Annotated in this window: 12 protein-coding genes and 1 tRNA gene; 7 read left to right on the top strand and 6 right to left on the bottom strand. The window is 72.2% G+C overall.

Annotation, left to right across the window (positions count from 1 at the left end; translation table 11 throughout):
• Positions 1-54 precede the first annotated feature (54 nt).
• Complete coding sequence (locus tag AB0Q90_RS17260) at positions 55-1,461, bottom strand: FAD-dependent oxidoreductase (RefSeq protein WP_363161303.1); 1,407 nt, start codon at positions 1,459-1,461, stop codon at positions 55-57.
• A gap of 98 nt (positions 1,462-1,559) precedes the next feature.
• On the opposite strand from AB0Q90_RS17260, the gene AB0Q90_RS17255 reads away from it, so the two are divergent.
• Positions 1,560-2,447, top strand: a complete 888-nt coding sequence (locus AB0Q90_RS17255) for an aminoglycoside phosphotransferase family protein (protein ID WP_363161304.1) — start codon at positions 1,560-1,562, stop codon at positions 2,445-2,447.
• 9 nt (positions 2,448-2,456) lie between these two features.
• Positions 2,457-2,930 carry a GNAT family N-acetyltransferase gene (locus AB0Q90_RS17250; RefSeq protein WP_363161305.1) on the top strand — a complete coding sequence of 158 codons (474 nt, stop codon included), beginning with the start codon at positions 2,457-2,459 and terminating at the stop codon, positions 2,928-2,930.
• Here AB0Q90_RS17250 and AB0Q90_RS17245 read toward each other — a convergent pair.
• Both AB0Q90_RS17245 and AB0Q90_RS17240 read right to left on the bottom strand, forming a co-directional pair.
• Positions 2,914-4,602 carry an HEXXH motif domain-containing protein gene (locus AB0Q90_RS17245; RefSeq protein ID WP_363161306.1) on the bottom strand — a complete coding sequence of 563 codons (1,689 nt, stop codon included), beginning with the start codon at positions 4,600-4,602 and terminating at the stop codon, positions 2,914-2,916. The two genes, AB0Q90_RS17250 and AB0Q90_RS17245, sit on opposite strands and share 17 nt — an antisense overlap.
• A complete protein-coding gene (locus tag AB0Q90_RS17240; RefSeq protein WP_363161307.1) occupies positions 4,599-4,772 on the bottom strand; it encodes a hypothetical protein in 174 nt (57 codons plus the stop codon). The genes AB0Q90_RS17245 and AB0Q90_RS17240 overlap by 4 nt, the downstream gene beginning before the upstream one ends.
• Before the next feature lie 157 nt (positions 4,773-4,929).
• On the opposite strand from AB0Q90_RS17240, the gene AB0Q90_RS17235 reads away from it, so the two are divergent.
• The 4 genes from AB0Q90_RS17235 (at position 4,930) to AB0Q90_RS17220 (ending at position 8,463) form a co-directional block, all read left to right on the top strand.
• Positions 4,930-5,232, top strand: coding sequence for a trypco2 family protein (locus tag AB0Q90_RS17235; RefSeq protein WP_363161308.1), 303 nt, complete (start codon positions 4,930-4,932; stop codon positions 5,230-5,232).
• A gap of 4 nt (positions 5,233-5,236) precedes the next feature.
• Entirely contained in the window at positions 5,237-6,328 is a 1,092-nt protein-coding gene (locus tag AB0Q90_RS17230; RefSeq protein WP_363161309.1) for a trypsin-like peptidase domain-containing protein, read from the top strand.
• Positions 6,329-6,457: 129 nt separating this feature from the next.
• Positions 6,458-6,628, top strand: a complete 171-nt coding sequence (locus tag AB0Q90_RS17225; RefSeq protein ID WP_363161310.1) for a hypothetical protein — start codon at positions 6,458-6,460, stop codon at positions 6,626-6,628.
• 17 nt (positions 6,629-6,645) lie between these two features.
• On the top strand, positions 6,646-8,463 hold the full coding sequence (locus tag AB0Q90_RS17220; protein WP_363161312.1) for an HEXXH motif domain-containing protein: 1,818 nt from the start codon (positions 6,646-6,648) through the stop codon (positions 8,461-8,463).
• Between the two features lie 208 nt (positions 8,464-8,671).
• On the opposite strand, the gene fxsT is transcribed toward AB0Q90_RS17220, so the two are convergent.
• The 3 genes from fxsT to AB0Q90_RS17205 all read right to left on the bottom strand — a co-directional run bounded on the left by fxsT (position 8,672) and on the right by AB0Q90_RS17205 (position 14,602).
• The gene (fxsT, locus tag AB0Q90_RS17215) at positions 8,672-12,595 is read right to left on the bottom strand and encodes an FxSxx-COOH system tetratricopeptide repeat protein (RefSeq protein ID WP_365733282.1); all 3,924 of its coding nucleotides are present in this window, start codon (positions 12,593-12,595) and stop codon (positions 8,672-8,674) included.
• Between the two features lie 349 nt (positions 12,596-12,944).
• Positions 12,945-14,417, bottom strand: a complete 1,473-nt coding sequence (locus tag AB0Q90_RS17210; protein WP_363161314.1) for a hypothetical protein — start codon at positions 14,415-14,417, stop codon at positions 12,945-12,947.
• A 111-nt stretch (positions 14,418-14,528) separates the two neighbouring features.
• Positions 14,529-14,602 (bottom strand) — tRNA-Thr (locus AB0Q90_RS17205).
• 206 nt (positions 14,603-14,808) lie between these two features.
• Between AB0Q90_RS17205 and ugpC the strand changes: the two genes are divergently transcribed.
• The gene (ugpC, locus tag AB0Q90_RS17200; RefSeq protein WP_363161315.1) at positions 14,809-15,897 is read left to right on the top strand and encodes a sn-glycerol-3-phosphate ABC transporter ATP-binding protein UgpC; all 1,089 of its coding nucleotides are present in this window, start codon (positions 14,809-14,811) and stop codon (positions 15,895-15,897) included.
• The last annotated feature ends 62 nt before the right edge of the window (positions 15,898-15,959 follow it).

Below are 15,959 nucleotides of genomic sequence, written 5' to 3'. Positions count from 1 at the left end.
GCACCCCGTAAGCGCCGGGCTGCGCGACCCACCCCCCGCACACCGGCCAGCCGGTCAGTGCCGCCCAGCCACGCGATCCGCAACCCGCGCCAACCTCGACGACTCCGCGGACCGAGCCGCCGACTCCCGCCGGTCGGCAGCCCGGTACACGGCGTACATGCCCTGCACGCCCAGCCACCGCAACGGCTCCGGCTCCCACTTCCGCACCTTGTGCCCCACCCACGGCAGATCCGTCAGCTCGGTACGCCCGCCCTGCCCGGAGTCCAGCTGCACCAGATCCCGCAGAGTCCGCGCCGCCAGGTTCGCCGTAGCAACCCCCGACCCGACATAACCCCCCGCCCAGCCCAGCCCCGTCGCCCGGTCCAGCGTCGCCGTCGCGCACCAGTCCCGCGGCACGCCGAGCACACCGGACCAGGCGTGCGAGACCCCCACCCCGGCCAGCGAGGGAAAGAACCCCAGCAGAATCTCCCGCAGCGCCGCGACCGTCGCGTCCTGCGTCCGCCCGTCGTTGTCGGTCCTCGACCCGAAGCGGTACGGAACTCCCCGCCCGCCCAGAGCAATCCGCCCGTCCGCGGTCCGCTGCGCGTACATGTACGCGTGGGCCATGTCCCCGAGCGTCTCAAGCCCGTCCCACCCCACCGACTCCCACTGCGCATCCGTCAGCGGCTCCGTCGCGATCATCGACGAGTTCATCGGCAGCCAGGTCCGCCGCTCGCCCCGGAGCGCCGCCGTGAACCCCTCCGTGCAGCGCAGGACATAAGGAGCGCGGACCACGCCGTACGGCGTCACCGCGTGCTTCGGCCGGATCTCCGTCACCGGCGTCTGCTCGTGGATCACCACCCCCAGCGCCTCGACGGCCGCCGCCAGGCCCTTCACCAGCTTCACCGGATGCACCCGCGCCCCGTGCGGAGTCCACGACGAGCCGACCGCGTCCGCGACCCGGATCCGCTCGGCGGTCTCCCGGGCGTCGTACAGCTCCCGGTCCTTCTCCCCGAACGCCAGCTCCGCCTCGTGGAAGGCCTTCAGCCGCGCCAACTGGGCAGGCGTACGCGCCACTTCGAGCACCCCGCCCCGGTGGACGTCCGCCTCAATGCCCTCCTCCGCCGCGACGGCGACGACCTCGTCCACGGTGTCATTCATGGCCCGCTGCAAGCGCACGGCCGCATCCCGCCCGTGCAGCTTCGCGTAGCGGTCGCGCCCCGCGATGCCGTTGTACAGCCAGCCGCCGTTGCGCCCGGACGCGCCGTAGCCGCAGAACTTCTGCTCCAGCACGGTGATCCGGAGGAAGGGCGCCGCCTTCTTCAGGTAGTACGCGGTCCACAGTCCCGTGTATCCGCCGCCGACGACCACGACGTCGGCCGTGGCGTCCCCGGAGAGGGGTTCCCGCACCGCGGGGAGGCCGTCGTCCGCGTACCAGAAGGAGATGCCGCCGTTGACGACATCGCTGCCCGAGCTGCTCATGGCCGGGACGTTAACCCGTCCGCACGGCCACTGTCTCCTTCGGATTCCGCGGTTTTATTCGCATGCGGCACGGCGAGCGCGCCGTTATCGTCCGATTCGTGATCGACGTTCCGGAAGCGCTTGCCACGACACAGGCGGAGTTCAACGGAGCGGCGGGCCGCGCCTTCGTCGCCGGTCTGCCGGAGCTGACGGCGGAGTTCGTCCGCCGCTGGGACCTGGTGATCGACGGACGTCCGATGCACGGCGTCGCCGCCCTCGTCGTCCCCGTCGTCCGCGCGGACGGCACCCCGGCCGTCCTCAAGCTCCAGCTCCTCGACGAGGAGACCCGGGACGAGCCGGTCGCCCTGCGCCTGTGGAACGGCGACGGCGCGGTACGGCTCCTCGACCACGACCCGGCCACCGGCACGATGCTCCTGGAACGCCTCGACTCCCGGCGCATGCTCGCGCACCTGCCCGACACCCACGAGGCCGTCCTGGTCATCGCCCGGCTGCTGGCCCATCTCACCACCACCCCCGCCCCCGCGGGCCTGCGCCGCCTCGGCGACATCGCACAGGCCATGCTGGAACAGACGCCCTCGGCGCTGGACCGCATCCCGGACCCGGAGGCCCGCCGGATCGTCGCCGACTGCGCGGCCGCCGTACGGGAGGTCGTCGACGAGCCCGGCGACCGACTCCTGCACTGGGACCTGCACAACGAGAACGTCCTCGCCTCCGACCGCGCCCCCTGGCTCGCCATCGACCCCAAGCCACTGGCCGGAGACCCCGGCTTCGAGCTGTGGCCGGCCCTCTACAACCACTACGACGCCGACGACGTCCGCTGGCGCTTCGACGCCATGACGGACGTCCTCGCCCTGGACCGCGACCGGGCCCTCGCCTGGACCCTGGGCCGTCTCCTCCAGAACTGCCTGTGGGATGTGGAGGACGGCCGCCCCCTGGACCCCGCCCAGCTGGAAACGGCCCGCCGTCTGCGCGGCCGACGGGGTTAACCTCGCCGCATGATCCGCACCGCGACCCCCGCCGACATCCCCGTCATCCACACGCTGATCCGCGAACTCGCCGAGTACGAGAAAGCCCCGGACGAGGCGAAGGCCACCCCGGAGCAGCTCCGAGAAGCCCTCTTCGGCAACGGCCCGGCCGCCTACGCCCACATCGCCGTCGACGACACCACCGGCGAACCGGTCGGCTTCGCCCTGTGGTTCCTGAACTTCTCCACCTGGCGCGGCGTCCACGGCATCTACCTCGAAGACCTCTACGTCCGCCCCGACGCCCGCGGCGCCGGCCACGGCAAGGCCCTGCTCACCGAGCTGGCGCGGATCTGCGTCGAGCGGGGTTACCAGCGCCTGGAGTGGTCCGTCCTGAACTGGAACGCCCCGTCCATCGCCTTCTACGAGTCCCTGGGCGCCCGCCCGCAGGACGAGTGGACGGTGTACCGGCTGACGGACGAGGCGCTCCTCAAGCTGGGCGGCTGACCAGCCCCCGCGCCGTCTCCAACGGGTCCGCGTCCGCGCCGAGTTCGGCGTGCACGGCCATCACCAGCTCCGGCCGGGCCAGCACGACCTCGGCCGCCGGGTCCCCACCCGCCCGCGCGGCGAGCCCGAGCCCCACCCACGTCTCGGGGTCGCCGCCACCGCGCAGAATCCGCTCCCGGAACGCGCACAGCGCACCGGCGGTGTCCCCCGAGACCAGCGCGACGTCCTCGGCCCGCGCCCCGCTCACCGTGGCGCCGGGATCCTCGCGCAGGGCGTCGAACCCGGCCGGGTCGGCGAGCAGCCACCGCAGCAGCACCGCCCGGGTGTCGAACCCGCGCGCCGGACTGCCCGGAGCGAGCACAGGCTCGTATCTCTCCGCGCGCTCCCGGACCGCCCGCGGATCGGGCCGCAAGTGGTACGCCCGCCAGGTCGCCCGATGGTCCGCCACCGCCAACTCGGCGGCGGCCAGGGCCGGTTGCGGTACCGGCTCGGCCAGCCACGGCTCCAGCCGCGCCGTCAGCTCGGCCACCAGTCGGCGGCCCAGGTCGGTGAGGCCGTCGGAGCGGGCGATCGCATGCAGGGCGTGGGCCGTCTGGGTCCGCCACAGGGCGAACTCGAACCGCCCGAGCGGATGCGGGCGCCGGCGCCAGAACCCGGTGACGCCGTAGAAGGCGTAGACACCTTGCAGCAGTCCGCCCACGGGGCGCGGGTCGTCGCGCCAAGGGGCGTAGTGGAGACGGCGGCCGGCGCCCTGGTCGTCGTAGAGGGTGAACAGGTGCATGAAGGCGCTGAGTTTGTTGTGCTGGAACTCGTGCACCAGGGTGGCGGCGAGCTGCTCGGCGTCGTCGGGGAGCGAGGCGAGGGCGGCTCCGAAGGCGTCGCCGGAGGAGGCGCTGTGCGGGCGGAAGCGCTCGGCGCGCGGACGTGGCACCAGGGTGACCAGTCCGCCGGCGAGGGCGCGGGCGTCCTCGGCGTCGAGCTCGCGCAGGATCTCCCAGGCCTCGGCGAACAGGTCCTGCCAGGGGGCGGCGGCGACGGGCTCGGCGGGGACGGGCCCGCGCAGCGTGCGGTAGGGGTCGGTGTCGTCCAGGAGCAGCGCGCAGTCGTCGGCACTCAGCCGCGTCAGGCCGTGCCAGTCGGGCCCGTCGAGCGGTCGCCCGGCGACCAGGACCCGGCCCGCGGCGGCGGACACCTCGGCCGTGTCCCACCCGGGCGGGCCGGCCACCCGCATCGCCCCGAGCCCGGGCAGCACCGCCCATCCGTGCCGGACGGGGACGGCGGTACGGAAGTCCGCCCCGGCGCGGATCGCCGCGCTCGCCGCGAGGGCGTGGAGGTGGCCGAGCTCCACCCACAGGGGCACCTCATCGTCGGCGGTGCCGCGCAGCCGGCGCAGGGTGTGCGCGGCCCACACGCCGACCGCCGGATAGGCCAGCAGCTCCTCGACGACGTCCTCGGCCGCCGTCCGGGCCCGCGTCAGCAGCCGCCAGGCCTCGGCGGGCGGCGGCAGGGGCCCGGCGGGCGCGTCGGCGGAGGCGTCCAGCAGGGCCCGTACGACGAGCAGCCGCCAGCTGCGCTCGCTCGCCCGCAGCGCGGACACGGTCGCGAACCCGCCCGAGCCGCCCAGCAGTTCACCGAACGACTCGGGCGCGAGAACGTGGGGGCCGGGCGTCACCGTTCGTCGCGCTGCGGGTTGTAGCCGCCGAGGCTGCTCGCCGGGTCGTCGATACGGCCGAGCAGGCGCCGCAGGGAGCCCTCGGCGGACGGCAGGCTCATGGACGGCCAGGCGTCCAGCGGCACACCGCTGAGGTCGATCAGCTCGGACTCGACTCCGGACTTCTCCATCACGCCGTCCATTTCATTCTTTTAGGTGGTTTCAGATTGTTTAAGGTGGTTTTTGAGCGCCTCAGCGACCCTAGTGCATCACAGGAGACACACAGGTTCGCACCACCGAATCTGCCCGGATCGAGTGACAAAAGGACGGTGCGGGTAAGGACCGGTTGTGATTGAACTCGCGGAAATGATCGAGGAGTTGCGCCGGGAACTGACCACCGCGCGGACGGCGGCTGCGGGTGAGGACCTCTACTTCGAGGTGGGCCCGGTGGAGCTGGAGGCGGCCGTGGCGGTGGAGCGTTCCGCGACCGCCGGCGGAAAGATCCGCTTCTGGGTGGTGGAAGCGGGCGCGGACGGCCGGCTCGCGGACAGCGTCACCCACCGCGTGAAGCTCACCCTCGACCCGCGCACGCGCAGCGGCGGCGGCCGGGCTCCGTGGGTGAGCGGCGACGAGGCGGAGCGGGAGCGCTGAGCAGGTGACGGACGGTCTGGATCCGAAGCGGGTGGCGCAGGTGCTGGTCCGCCCGCCGGGGGGCGCCACCGGGCGGCGCGGCTCCGGATACCGGGTGGGCGACCGCTGGGTCCTCACCGCCGCGCACGTGGTCCGCGACGCCGGTCCCCACAGCACCCGCGTACGGTTCGAGGCCGACCGGGCCGACGAATGGCTCGCGCCCGCCCGTGTGGCGCTGGCCCTGGACAAGGCCGACGTGGCGCTGCTGGAGATCACCGGCGAGGTGCCGGAAGGCGTCCACGCGGCCTCGGTCGAGCCGCCCGCCTACGGCGCCGTACCGGACTCGGACGTGGTCCTGCCGTTCACGACCGTGGGCTACCCCCGCTTCAAGCTGCGCCGGGACCCCGCGGCGGACGTCCACTACCGCGACTCCTGCCACGCGAGCGGAATGATCTCGGTGCTGTCCAACCGCCGCGAGGGCACCCTCGAACTCGCCGTCGGACCCCCCGAGTCGGACCCCGATCCACACCGCTCGCCCTGGGAGGGCATGTCCGGCGCGGCGGTCTGGCACAACGGCACCGTGATCGGCCTGGTCAACGCGCACCACCGGGGCGACGGCCTGGGCCGGCTCTCCGCGGTCCGCGTGGACCGCTGGTACGAGCTGCTGACCGGCGCCGAACTGACCGCGCTGCACCGGCTGGCCGGCCTCCCCCCGACCGCGACCGCCCTCACCCGCCTCACGGCCCCCCACCCCGCACCCGCACACCACACCACCCTGGCCGACCTGCCCGACAACCTCCCCCTGCGCGAACTCGACGGCCTGGTCACCGCGTTGACCTCCCTGCCCACGGTGAGCGACCGCACCGCCCTGGCCCTCGTGCTCGACAGCATCGACCCGGCGATCGCCGCGAACAGCCCCCGCTCCCCCGCCCTGCGCCCGGACGTGTTCGGAATCCTGAGAACCTGCCTGCGTTATCGCGGGACCTTGGACCAACTCCTGGAAGCGATACGGTTGATGGAGGGCGACTCCGCCGGGGTGGCCCGCATGGACCAGGAGGCGGTGGAGTTGACCCGGCGCCACCGCGGAGCCGACGGCAGACGCCGACCGGACGCGTGACCTGATATCGCAGCGCTGTACGAACACGGGGTTTCATCCCGCGTGCGGCGGGCCATTATCAGGGGGATGTGAGCAGCCGCATCGCATATACAGCCGGGGGGAAGGGGTTTGGCCGTCATGGAGCCGTCTGTGGCCGCCGTCGAGTCCAACCTAGTCGATCTCGCGGGGGTTTCTCTTGAATCGCTGCGCTCCATGGACAGTCAGGTTCTCGCCGCGTCGCTGGAGGAGCTGCGGCCGGGAATCGACCACCAGCTGGCCAGCGTCAGTGGAATCGACGGCGGCGCCGAGCGTTTCGACTGACGCCGAGGGGGCCGCCTGTGAGTGCTGAGCCGTCCCTGCCGCACCATCGGCTGCCGCCCGAAGTCCTGGCCGAGCTGATACGCGGCGAGGGCGGATCTGTCACGCTCGACCACCTGCTCGGTGCCGAACGCAGCCGCCGTCTGCTCCTGCTGCGGATGCTCGACGACACCACCGACCTCGGCGCCGCCTGGGACCTCCTCATCGCCGCCCAGCGACAACGCCCCTTAGTCGTCGACGACTTGCTCATGTATCCGCAGACGGGGATGTGGCTGGCCACGACGCTGCGCCGACTGCACGCGAAGGAGTCGCAGGACGAGCCGCCGCTGTGGGTGGTTCTCGGCCACTTCGCCGCCCTCGCCGCCGCGGCGGCTCTCCGCGCGGAACTCGACTTCACCATCGAGGTGCCGGTACGGCACGGCCGGGTGCCGTTGCCCACCCTCGGCTGTGCGGTGCTGCCGGTGACCGAACCATGGGCGACCGCGACCGTGCGCGGCCGGTCCGGACGTGCCGTGGTCGCGGCACCCGGGTGCGAGGTCGTCCTACCGGCCGATCCCGGTACGGCCGGACCGGGGTGGCACCCCCTGCGCCGGCTCGTGGTCGGTCCGGCGGAACGGCGGCTGGAAACGGCCCTGGACGACGTCGACCCGTACCGGACCTATCCGTGGCCGACCGAGCCGCGTCCCCTGTCCGAGGAGACCGCGGCACACTGGCGGAGGACGCTGGAGCGGGCCTGGACGGTGCTGCTGCGGGAGCTGCCCGAGACGGCCGAGGCCATGCAGCCGGGCATGCTCTCGCTGACGCCGACCACGGCAAGGGAAAGGTTTCGGCCACGCAGCGTGTCCGCGGGGGACGCCTTCGGCGGCATCGAGGCTTCCGAGCCGGACGACGCCGCCCAGCTGGCCGCCACCCTCGTCCACGAGTTCCAGCACACCAAACTGGGCGGCCTGCTGCACCTCGCGCCCCTGGTGACGCCCGCCCCCGAGGGGACGAAGGAGCTCTGGTACGCGCCCTGGCGTGACGATCCCCGGCCGCTGGAGGGCCTGCTCCAGGGCATTTACGCCTTCGCGGGGATCACCCGCTTCTGGAACGCCCACCGCAGGGCGCCGTCCGCGCACAGCGCCCTGGCTCACTTCGAGTTCGCCCTGTGGCGGGCCCAGACGGCGACGGCCATCGAGCAGGTCCACCGCCATCCCCGCTGCACCCCGCTCGGCAGGGCCCTGCTGGTCACGCTGCGCGACCAGTGCGCGCAGTGGCTGGCGGAGCCGGTCCCCGAGGAGCCGCTGGCCCTGGCCCGGCTCTGCGCCGACGACCACGCCGCCCGCTGGCGGGCCCACCACCGGCAACCCCCCGCCGCGGCCGTCCAGGAGGCCGCACACGCGTGGCAGCGAGGATCGAGCGGGCCGCCCGCCAACCTGGCGGCCGAGCCCGAGGTCGCAACCGACCCCTCCGCCCACTGGCTGGAAAGCCTGGCGATCCTCGTCCGCTACCGGCTCACCGACACGGCCGGCGACTGGCGCTCACCCGACGGACCGGACAAGGCCGCCGCCGAGGTCACCGGAGCACTGGCCGCCGACGCCCTACTGGCCGCGGGTGAGGCCACCGCGGCCCGCCACGCCTACGTGGCCCGCCTGACCACAGACCCCGAAGCAACAGCCGGAACATGGGCAGGCCTCGGCCGAGCCCTCGCCATGGAGGGCACCGACCCGACCGCGGCCCACCTGCTGTGCCACCACCCCGAACGAGCACGAGCCGTACACCAGACCCTGCTCCGGACCACGAACCGCCCACCGGACCCGATGAACCTCGCCACCTGGCTCGGCACGCCGCAGGCCTGACCTGGGCAGGCGACGGCCGAGCCCTCGCCCTGCAGGACACCGAAACGGCCGCGGCCCACCCGATGTGCCCCGAACCCGGTGAGCCTCGCCACCTGGCTCGGCACGCCGCAGGCCTGACCTCAGATCCCAAAGCAACAGCCAGGCCCCGGCCGAGCCCTCACCGTGGAGGGCACCGACCCAACCGCGACCCACCTGCTGGCGGAGCGGGTCACATCGGCATGGGGTCGATGTCGCAGTCGGTGCGCTGGCGGGCCCTGGCCTGGCCGGTTGCCGGGTGGGGGGCGGCCTCGGCGGAGTTGAGGCGAGGCGCGTCGAGGACGCGTTCCATGCGGGCCAGGGTGTCCGCGCGGAGTTCCTCGCCCGCCTCCGTCTCGTCGAGGGCGACCAGGTCCAGGGAGAGATTCGCCGCGCCCACCAGCGTGGTCGGGTGGTCCTCGCCGAGCCGCGACCGGCAGAACGCGAGCGTCCTCTCCCCGAGTTCGCGGGCCTGGGCCACCTCGCCCAGCGCGCTGAGATCGCTGGCCAGGTTGATGGCGCAGGCCAGCACGATCGGGTGGCTCTCCCCGAGACGTCCGGTGAGCGACTCCAGCGCCGCCTCGTCCAGCTCCCTTGCCTCCTGCACCCGCCCGAGCAGCCGCAGGGTCACCGCCAGGTCGACGTCGGCCGCCGCGATGTGCGGGTGGTGGGCCGGGAAGACGTTGCGGAACCGCTCGCGGGCCGTGGCGCCGTGCTCGCGGGCCTCCTCCAGGGCGCCGTTGTGACGCAGCGCCACGGACAGGGCGAGCGCGGCCAGCAGGGAGTCCGGGTGGGTGTTGCCGTAGCGGCGGGTGAGCTGTTCGGAGGCCTCGCGGGCCTGCTCCAGCGCGGCGGCGTGGTCGCCTTCCTTCCGGCAGGCCTCGCTCAGCTGGCGGATCCGCTCCAGCGTCGCGGGGTTGCTGGATCCGAAGATCGTCCGGTATCCGTCCACGACGGCCTGCTGCAAGGACCGCGCGCCCACGTAGTCGCCGGTCTCGCGCACGTCGACGGCGACGCTCGCCTCGGTCACCAGCGCCTGCTGGTGATCGCGGCCGAACAGCCGCGTCTTCATCGCGTGCGTACGCCGGTCCAGCTCCAGCGCACGCTGGAACTCGCCGACCACGCGCAGGCTCACGCCGAGGTTGTGGGCGGTGACCAGCGTGGTGGGGTCGTCCTCGCCGAAGGCCCGCCGGGCCCGGTCGTAGGCCATCTCGTCCAGTTCGGCACCGGCGGCGAAATCACCCTGGGCGCGCCGCACCGCGGCTTCGAGGTTCAGCGCCACCAGCGCGTCCTCGCGGTTGTCCTCCCGGTCCGTGGGCGCCGTGCGGGTGTAGACGTCCCTGAGCCGGGCCACGACGTGGGCGGCGTCGTCGTAGCGGCCCACCTTCAGGTACACGAACCCCAGCCACCAGCCGATCAGGAGGGTCTGCTGGTCCTCCTCGCCGAACCGCCGCTGCCAGGTCTCCCAGGCCTGCCCGGAGAACTCCAGCGCGACCCGGTGGTCGCCCCAGTACCAGAGGTACTTCGCGACGTTCATCACCAGCTCGCGCACCCACGGCTGGTCCGACTCGATCGCGCCGGACGCGATCACATGGCCGTACAACTCCGCGTACCGCGGCCAGTTGGCGGACTGGCTCGGCCCCTTGGGGTCGGCGGCGGCCAGAAGTGTGTGAGCCCCATTGCGCATGCGGTTCTGTTCCTCGGGGGTCATGCGGTGGATCAGCACGGCCTGGACCAGGCGGTGCATCTCGATCGAGTTGGTCCGGTGGTCGATGCGGGCGAGGGAGTAGCGGTTGATCTCCCGTATGGCGCGGGCGAGGCGCATGGGGTCGTTGAGGGCCCGGTCGAGTTCGGGGTCGATCGTGGAGCCGCCGAGGCCGGAGAAGATCGAGCGCGAGATGGGGTCCGGGGCGAAGTACGAGCACAGCTGCAGCAGGCGCAGCGCGGTGAGGCTGCGGGTCTCCAGGTGGTCCAGGGAGACGTTCCACGCGGCGGCGACCGGCAGTTGGTAGTCCGGCGGCGGGGAGACCTCAAGGAGTTCGGCGCGCTTGTGCTCGAACAGGCGCAGGTACTCCGAGACCGGCATGCCCGTCTCCGCCCGCCAGGCCGCCGCCTGTTCCAGCGCGAGCGGCAGGTCGCCGAGGGCGTCGGCGAGGCGGTCCGCCTCGGCGTCGTCGAGTTCCTCCGAACCCGAGCGGCGCAGCAGCTCCTTGCTCTCCTCGCGGGTGAAGACGTCGACCTCCAGGGAGGGGCCGACCACGCTCCACCGCCGGTTGCGGGAGGTGACGAGAATCGTGCCGCTGCCGCCGGTCGGGAAGTAGTCGCGCACCCGTTCGGGACTGTCGGCGTTGTCGAAGATCAGCAGCCAGCGGGAGTACGGCCGCCCCTCGCGCAGCGCCTCACGCACCGCGGGCCCGGCGATATTGGCCTCGGCGCTGGTGCCGAGCCCCAGCCGCTGGGCGAGCTCCACCAGGGCCTGGCCGATCTGCCCCGGACGCTCGGCGGGAATCCACCACACCACGTCGTACTCGGACTGGTGGCGGTAGGCGTACTCGATCGCCAGCTGGGTCTTGCCGACGCCGCCCATGCCGTGGATCGCCTCGGGCAGCACAGTGGTGGTGCCCTCGCGCAGCCGTTCGCTCAGTCGTTCAAGAAGGTCCACGCGGCCGGTGAAGTTCGGGTTGCGCGGCGGGATGTTCCCCCAGATGCGCGGCGTCGAACGCCCGCTGTCCACCGCGGGCTGCGTTTGCGTGGCGGTCATGGCCGTGGCTCCTTCTGAAGATGTCCCGGCCTCGGCCGGTGCGTGCACGGGAGGCCGGGCGGCGGCCAGGCCCAGGCCCTTGCGCAGGCTCACGCTGTTCTGCCGGTCGTAGTCGCGCAGCGCCTGGGCCAGCCGCTGTGCCCTGGGCAGGAACTTGCCGGAAAGGGCCCTGAGTGCTGCCAGTTCCACGCGCAAGAACGCCACGTTGCGACGGGTCACGGACGGCACGTCGGCCGTCTCGAACAGCTCCTCGGCGTCGGGCAGCACCGGATCTCTGCCCTCGGCCAGGGTGGCCAGCAACTCCCGTACGTCGTGCAGGACTCGGGCGGTGTCCCTGCGGCGGGACAGCGCCAATAACTCCTGGCGAATGTTCGGGCCGAAAACGAAGGCGACTTCGGCGGCACGCTCGGCGTCCGCGCCGGCGGACCGCACCAGGCCGCTCATCAGCAGCTCCGCGAGATGGGCCGGCCCGGCGCCCGGCACCGAGGCGGTCACCGCGCTCATCACCGGCAGCGTGAGCGGGGCCGCCGCAAGCCGGGTGGCCAGCGCGAACGCGGTCGGCGAGGCGGCGGCCCGGAACTCCGAGACCCGCTCCCAGGCCGGTACGGCACTGGCCGGGTCGGGCACGTCCTCCACCCACGGCACGGCCCGCGCCGCATCGGGCCGCCGCTTCCAGTCACGGGCCCTGAGCCCGGACATCTCCACCCAGCCGGCCGTCCGCCCCGCCACCAGGTCGACCCAGCCGGACAGGGACCGCTCGGTCAGCTCGAGTACGGGCACCGGCACCACGCCGGCCCGCGCGTCGGGGTCGTCGACGGGTTCGAGGGGGGAGGTGCGCAGTTCCCAGCGCAGGGAGTCGTTGGGCGCCCAGGCTCCGGCGCTGCTCAGCCGCATGCGGTTGACGTCCAGGCCGGTGCGGGACCACAGCTCCTGGGGCAGCAGATGCAGCACCGACAGCGGCTCGCTGCGGCCGAGTTCGCGCAGCAGCGGCAGCACCGCGTCGGACCGCCAGCCCGCGGCCAGCCCGTCGGTCAGCACCAGCACCACCCGGTGCGCGGACCCGGTGGCCGGCAGCCGGTCCAGCCGGATCCGGGCCGGCTCGGTGTCGTCCGAACTGAGCAGCCGTACGGTGGTGATCTCGCCCAGCCGTTCCTGGCGGGCCAGTTCGCCGGCCAGCTCGTGGACCGTGTCGTCCCAGACCCGCATGGTCACGTGGTCGTCGACGACGAGCAGGACCGAGGGAGGGTCCGCGGACGGCGACCGCTCCAGGTCGCTCAGAGCATGCGGAACGGCGTCGAGTGAGGCTTCGTCATACGCCGGCCCAGCCGCTGATTGTGGGACATCGTCACACTGCATAAGCGCTCTCAGAGCGTCCGGTAGGGCCCGAGGACGGAGGGAGTGCCGAAGGGGATTTCCAGAGGGCGCGGGCATGCGTGACATCCACGTGCCAAGCCTGGCAGTGGTCTGCATGGTGTGCAAGACGGCAGGCCACAGGGGGATGAAGCACAAACTGGACAGTCGATCGACGGATGGAACGCGCCCCCCTGCGGTGTCGCGTACGCCTGGCCTGTGGGCCTTTCTCGCGTCCAGCGTGGCACCGCGCAGTGCCCTGTGCAAGGCCGTCTGCCACTCTCCTGCGACCGTCGCCCGGAGGCCGTCGCAAGGCCGTATCCAGCTGGGCGCACCGCTCTGCCCGGTCATCGGCCTACACCGGCCCTGTGGGGCCGGGCTTGCGCTCCGGGTCGTCGAGCAGGATGGCCAGATGCCGCCCCACATGGCGGTCCCAGCGCTCGGGGCCGAGGGCCAGCGCCTCCTGACGCCACTTCCCGACGCGCTCCGCCAGGCTGCCGAGCCCGCGGTCCTGGAGGATCTCGCCGATGGCGTCCTGGAAGCCCGGGTCGGCGCAGTCCGTGCGGTGCCAGATCATCGCGGGCACCCCGGCCCGCAGCCCGGCGAGCACCTCGCGGCGGCCGGTGCCCGTGTCGTCGCCGGGCGGCTCGCTGAGCACCAGGCACACCGCGTGCCGATCTTCCTTCAGCTCCCGTTCCAAATGAAAGAAGTACGCCCCGTCCTGCGCCGGGCGGCTCCAGTGCGGATGGCTGTCCGCCGGGCGCTCCTTCAGCTGCCGCCACTTGTGGTGCCACGGCCGGTGCCAGGCGGCGCGCTGCAGGCGCTCCAGCGATCTCACGACCACCGGGTAGTCGAGGGCCAGCGGGGTCGGATCGGGGTGGTCGGACTCCTTGGACCACCACTCGACCGGCTCGTTGAGCAGCTCCCAGGGCAGCACGAACTCCAGGATCACGGGCTGGCGCAGATCGGCCCAGCGCGACTCGCACTCCTCGATCAGCCGCTCCACCGCGCCCGGCAGCTCCTCCCGGCACAGATGGACGGTCTCGCCGCGCACGGGGTGCCAGCCCTCGGAATCGGACTGGCGCCAGTGCGAGAGGTAGTAGCGGTCGGCCTCGATCCGGTCCGGCTCGAACTGGATCATCAGATAGGCGGGGACCAGCGAGGGCGGGGACTGCGGGAGCTCCGAGTGCTGCCACTGCGCCAGCAGGCTCTCCAGCCCCAGCGCTTGCGCCTGACGGCGGTTGAAGCGCCGCAGCATCTCGGCGAACTCCGCCCGGCCCTCCTCCATCAGCCGGTCGGCGGACAGGGCGAGGAAGGCCATGCTGAACGGCAGCTCGTCGGCCGGGGAGTTCTCACCGGCCAGCCGCAGGAAGACCTGCCAGCCGCTCTGGCACCAGGCGGGCAGCTCCTGCACCCGGGACCGGCTCGCGCGCCGCGCCATGGGGGCCAGCTCCGTCGGCTGAAGGGACTGCAGGACGGGCCGCAGATCGCCGAGGTCGGCGCTGTTGAAGAAGTCGACGGCCTCCCACTCGTCCACGAGCGGCCATAAGGACGCGACCGCCGCCGACTGCTGTTCCACGTACTGGAGCGACCGCACCAGGCACGCGGGCCCGTTGCTGACCACCGTGCACGCCTTGACCACGTACAGCAGCCATGGCCGCAGCTGGTTGCCGATGAACGGCTCCACGGGCGAGCCCAGCTCGTCGACGAGCATCCCCCGCCATAATTCGCGGCTGCTGCTCTCGTTCACCGTGGCCGCACTCTGCAGGGCGTCCACGATGGAGACGACCAGCTCATTACGGACCCGTTCCGGACTGCGCCCTGTCACCCCGTACCTCCCGGCGCGGTTCCCCTCGTTGTGCCGACCAGGGTACGGCCGTGGAGGCAGGGCGTGGCAGGGGAGTGACAGGACAGTGACCTGCCCGAGAGAGAAAAGAAGAGCCCCCTGTCGGATTCGAACCGACGACCTTCGCTTTACAAGAGCGGCGCTCTGACCAGCTGAGCTAAGGAGGCGCGCACGTACGTGCCCGTGCAGTGTACCCACGTGCCGGCGTGCCCCTGTCGAAAATTTCCGCGAAGTTCACAGGGCGCCGGGTACTGACAGACCAGGTGAACGCCAGGTACCGTCCAAAGCCGGTCCACTCACATGGACTACACCACCACCTTCCTACAACGGATCGTCCGGCACGTTCCTGCCGGTAGAAGGGGGCCCATTCACCATGGCCACTGTCTCGTTCGACAAGGCGACCCGGATCTACCCGGGCACCGAGAAGCCCGCCGTGGACGCGCTCGACATCCACATCGAGGACGGAGAGTTCCTCGTTCTGGTCGGCCCGTCCGGCTGCGGCAAGTCCACCTCGCTCCGCATGCTGGCGGGGCTTGAGGACGTCAACGCCGGCGCCATCCGCATCGGTGACCGCGACGTCACGCACCTGCCGCCGAAGGACCGGGACATCGCCATGGTGTTCCAGAACTACGCGCTGTACCCGCACATGACGGTCGCCGACAACATGGGCTTCGCGCTCAAGATCGCCGGTGTGCCGAAGGCGGAGATCCGCCAGAAGGTCGAGGACGCGGCGAAGATCCTGGACCTCACCGAGTACCTGGGCCGCAAGCCGAAGGCGCTCTCCGGTGGTCAGCGCCAGCGTGTCGCCATGGGTCGCGCCATCGTGCGTGAGCCGCAGGTGTTCCTCATGGACGAGCCGCTGTCGAACCTCGACGCCAAGCTCCGTGTCTCGACGCGTACGCAGATCGCCTCGCTCCAGCGCCGTCTCGGCATCACCACCGTCTACGTCACCCACGACCAGGTCGAGGCCATGACGATGGGCGACCGTGTGGCCGTGCTCAAGGACGGTCTGCTCCAGCAGGTCGACTCGCCGCGCAACATGTACGACCGCCCGGCCAACCTCTTCGTCGCCGGCTTCATCGGCTCCCCCGCCATGAACCTGGTCGAGGTGCCGATCACCGACGGCGGTGTGAAGTTCGGCAACTCGGTCGTCCCGGTCGACCGTGAGGCGCTCTCCGCCACCACCGACAAGACCGTCACCGTCGGTGTGCGTCCCGAGCACTTCGAGGTGGCCGGCGCCGACTCGGAGCTGGGCCTCGCGGTCACGGTGAACGTGGTCGAGGAGCTGGGCGCCGACGCGTACGTCTACGGCACCGCGAAGGTCGGCGACGACTCCAAGGACCTCGTCGTCCGCGTCAGCGGCCGTGACGTCCCGGAGAAGGGCAGCACGCTGCACGTCGTCCCGCGCTCCGGCGAGACCCACGTGTTCTCGACCTCCACGGGCGCGCGTCTCTCCGACTGAGGCACAGACCGGGCGTATCGCCCAGGTTGACGGCAAGGGCCCCGCAGGCTGCTGCGGGGCCC

Origin of the sequence: Streptomyces sp. NPDC079141 (assembly GCF_040686775.1) — a bacterium.
GTDB lineage: Bacteria > Actinomycetota > Actinomycetes > Streptomycetales > Streptomycetaceae > Streptomyces.
This window is presented reverse-complemented; position numbering and strand designations above follow the sequence as displayed.

Bases quoted from the DNA above. Each gene is read 5' to 3' on its own strand.
- AB0Q90_RS17260 (WP_363161303.1), bottom strand. From the start codon at position 1,461: ATGAGCAGCTCGGGCAGCGATGTCGTCAACGGCGGCATCTCCTTCTGG.
- AB0Q90_RS17250 (WP_363161305.1), top strand. From the start codon at position 2,457: ATGATCCGCACCGCGACCCCCGCCGACATCCCCGTCATCCACACGCTG.
- AB0Q90_RS17240 (WP_363161307.1), bottom strand. From the start codon at position 4,772: ATGGAGAAGTCCGGAGTCGAGTCCGAGCTGATCGACCTCAGCGGTGTG.
- fxsT (WP_365733282.1), bottom strand. From the start codon at position 12,595: ATGCAGTGTGACGATGTCCCACAATCAGCGGCTGGGCCGGCGTATGAC.
- ugpC (WP_363161315.1), top strand. From the start codon at position 14,809: ATGGCCACTGTCTCGTTCGACAAGGCGACCCGGATCTACCCGGGCACC.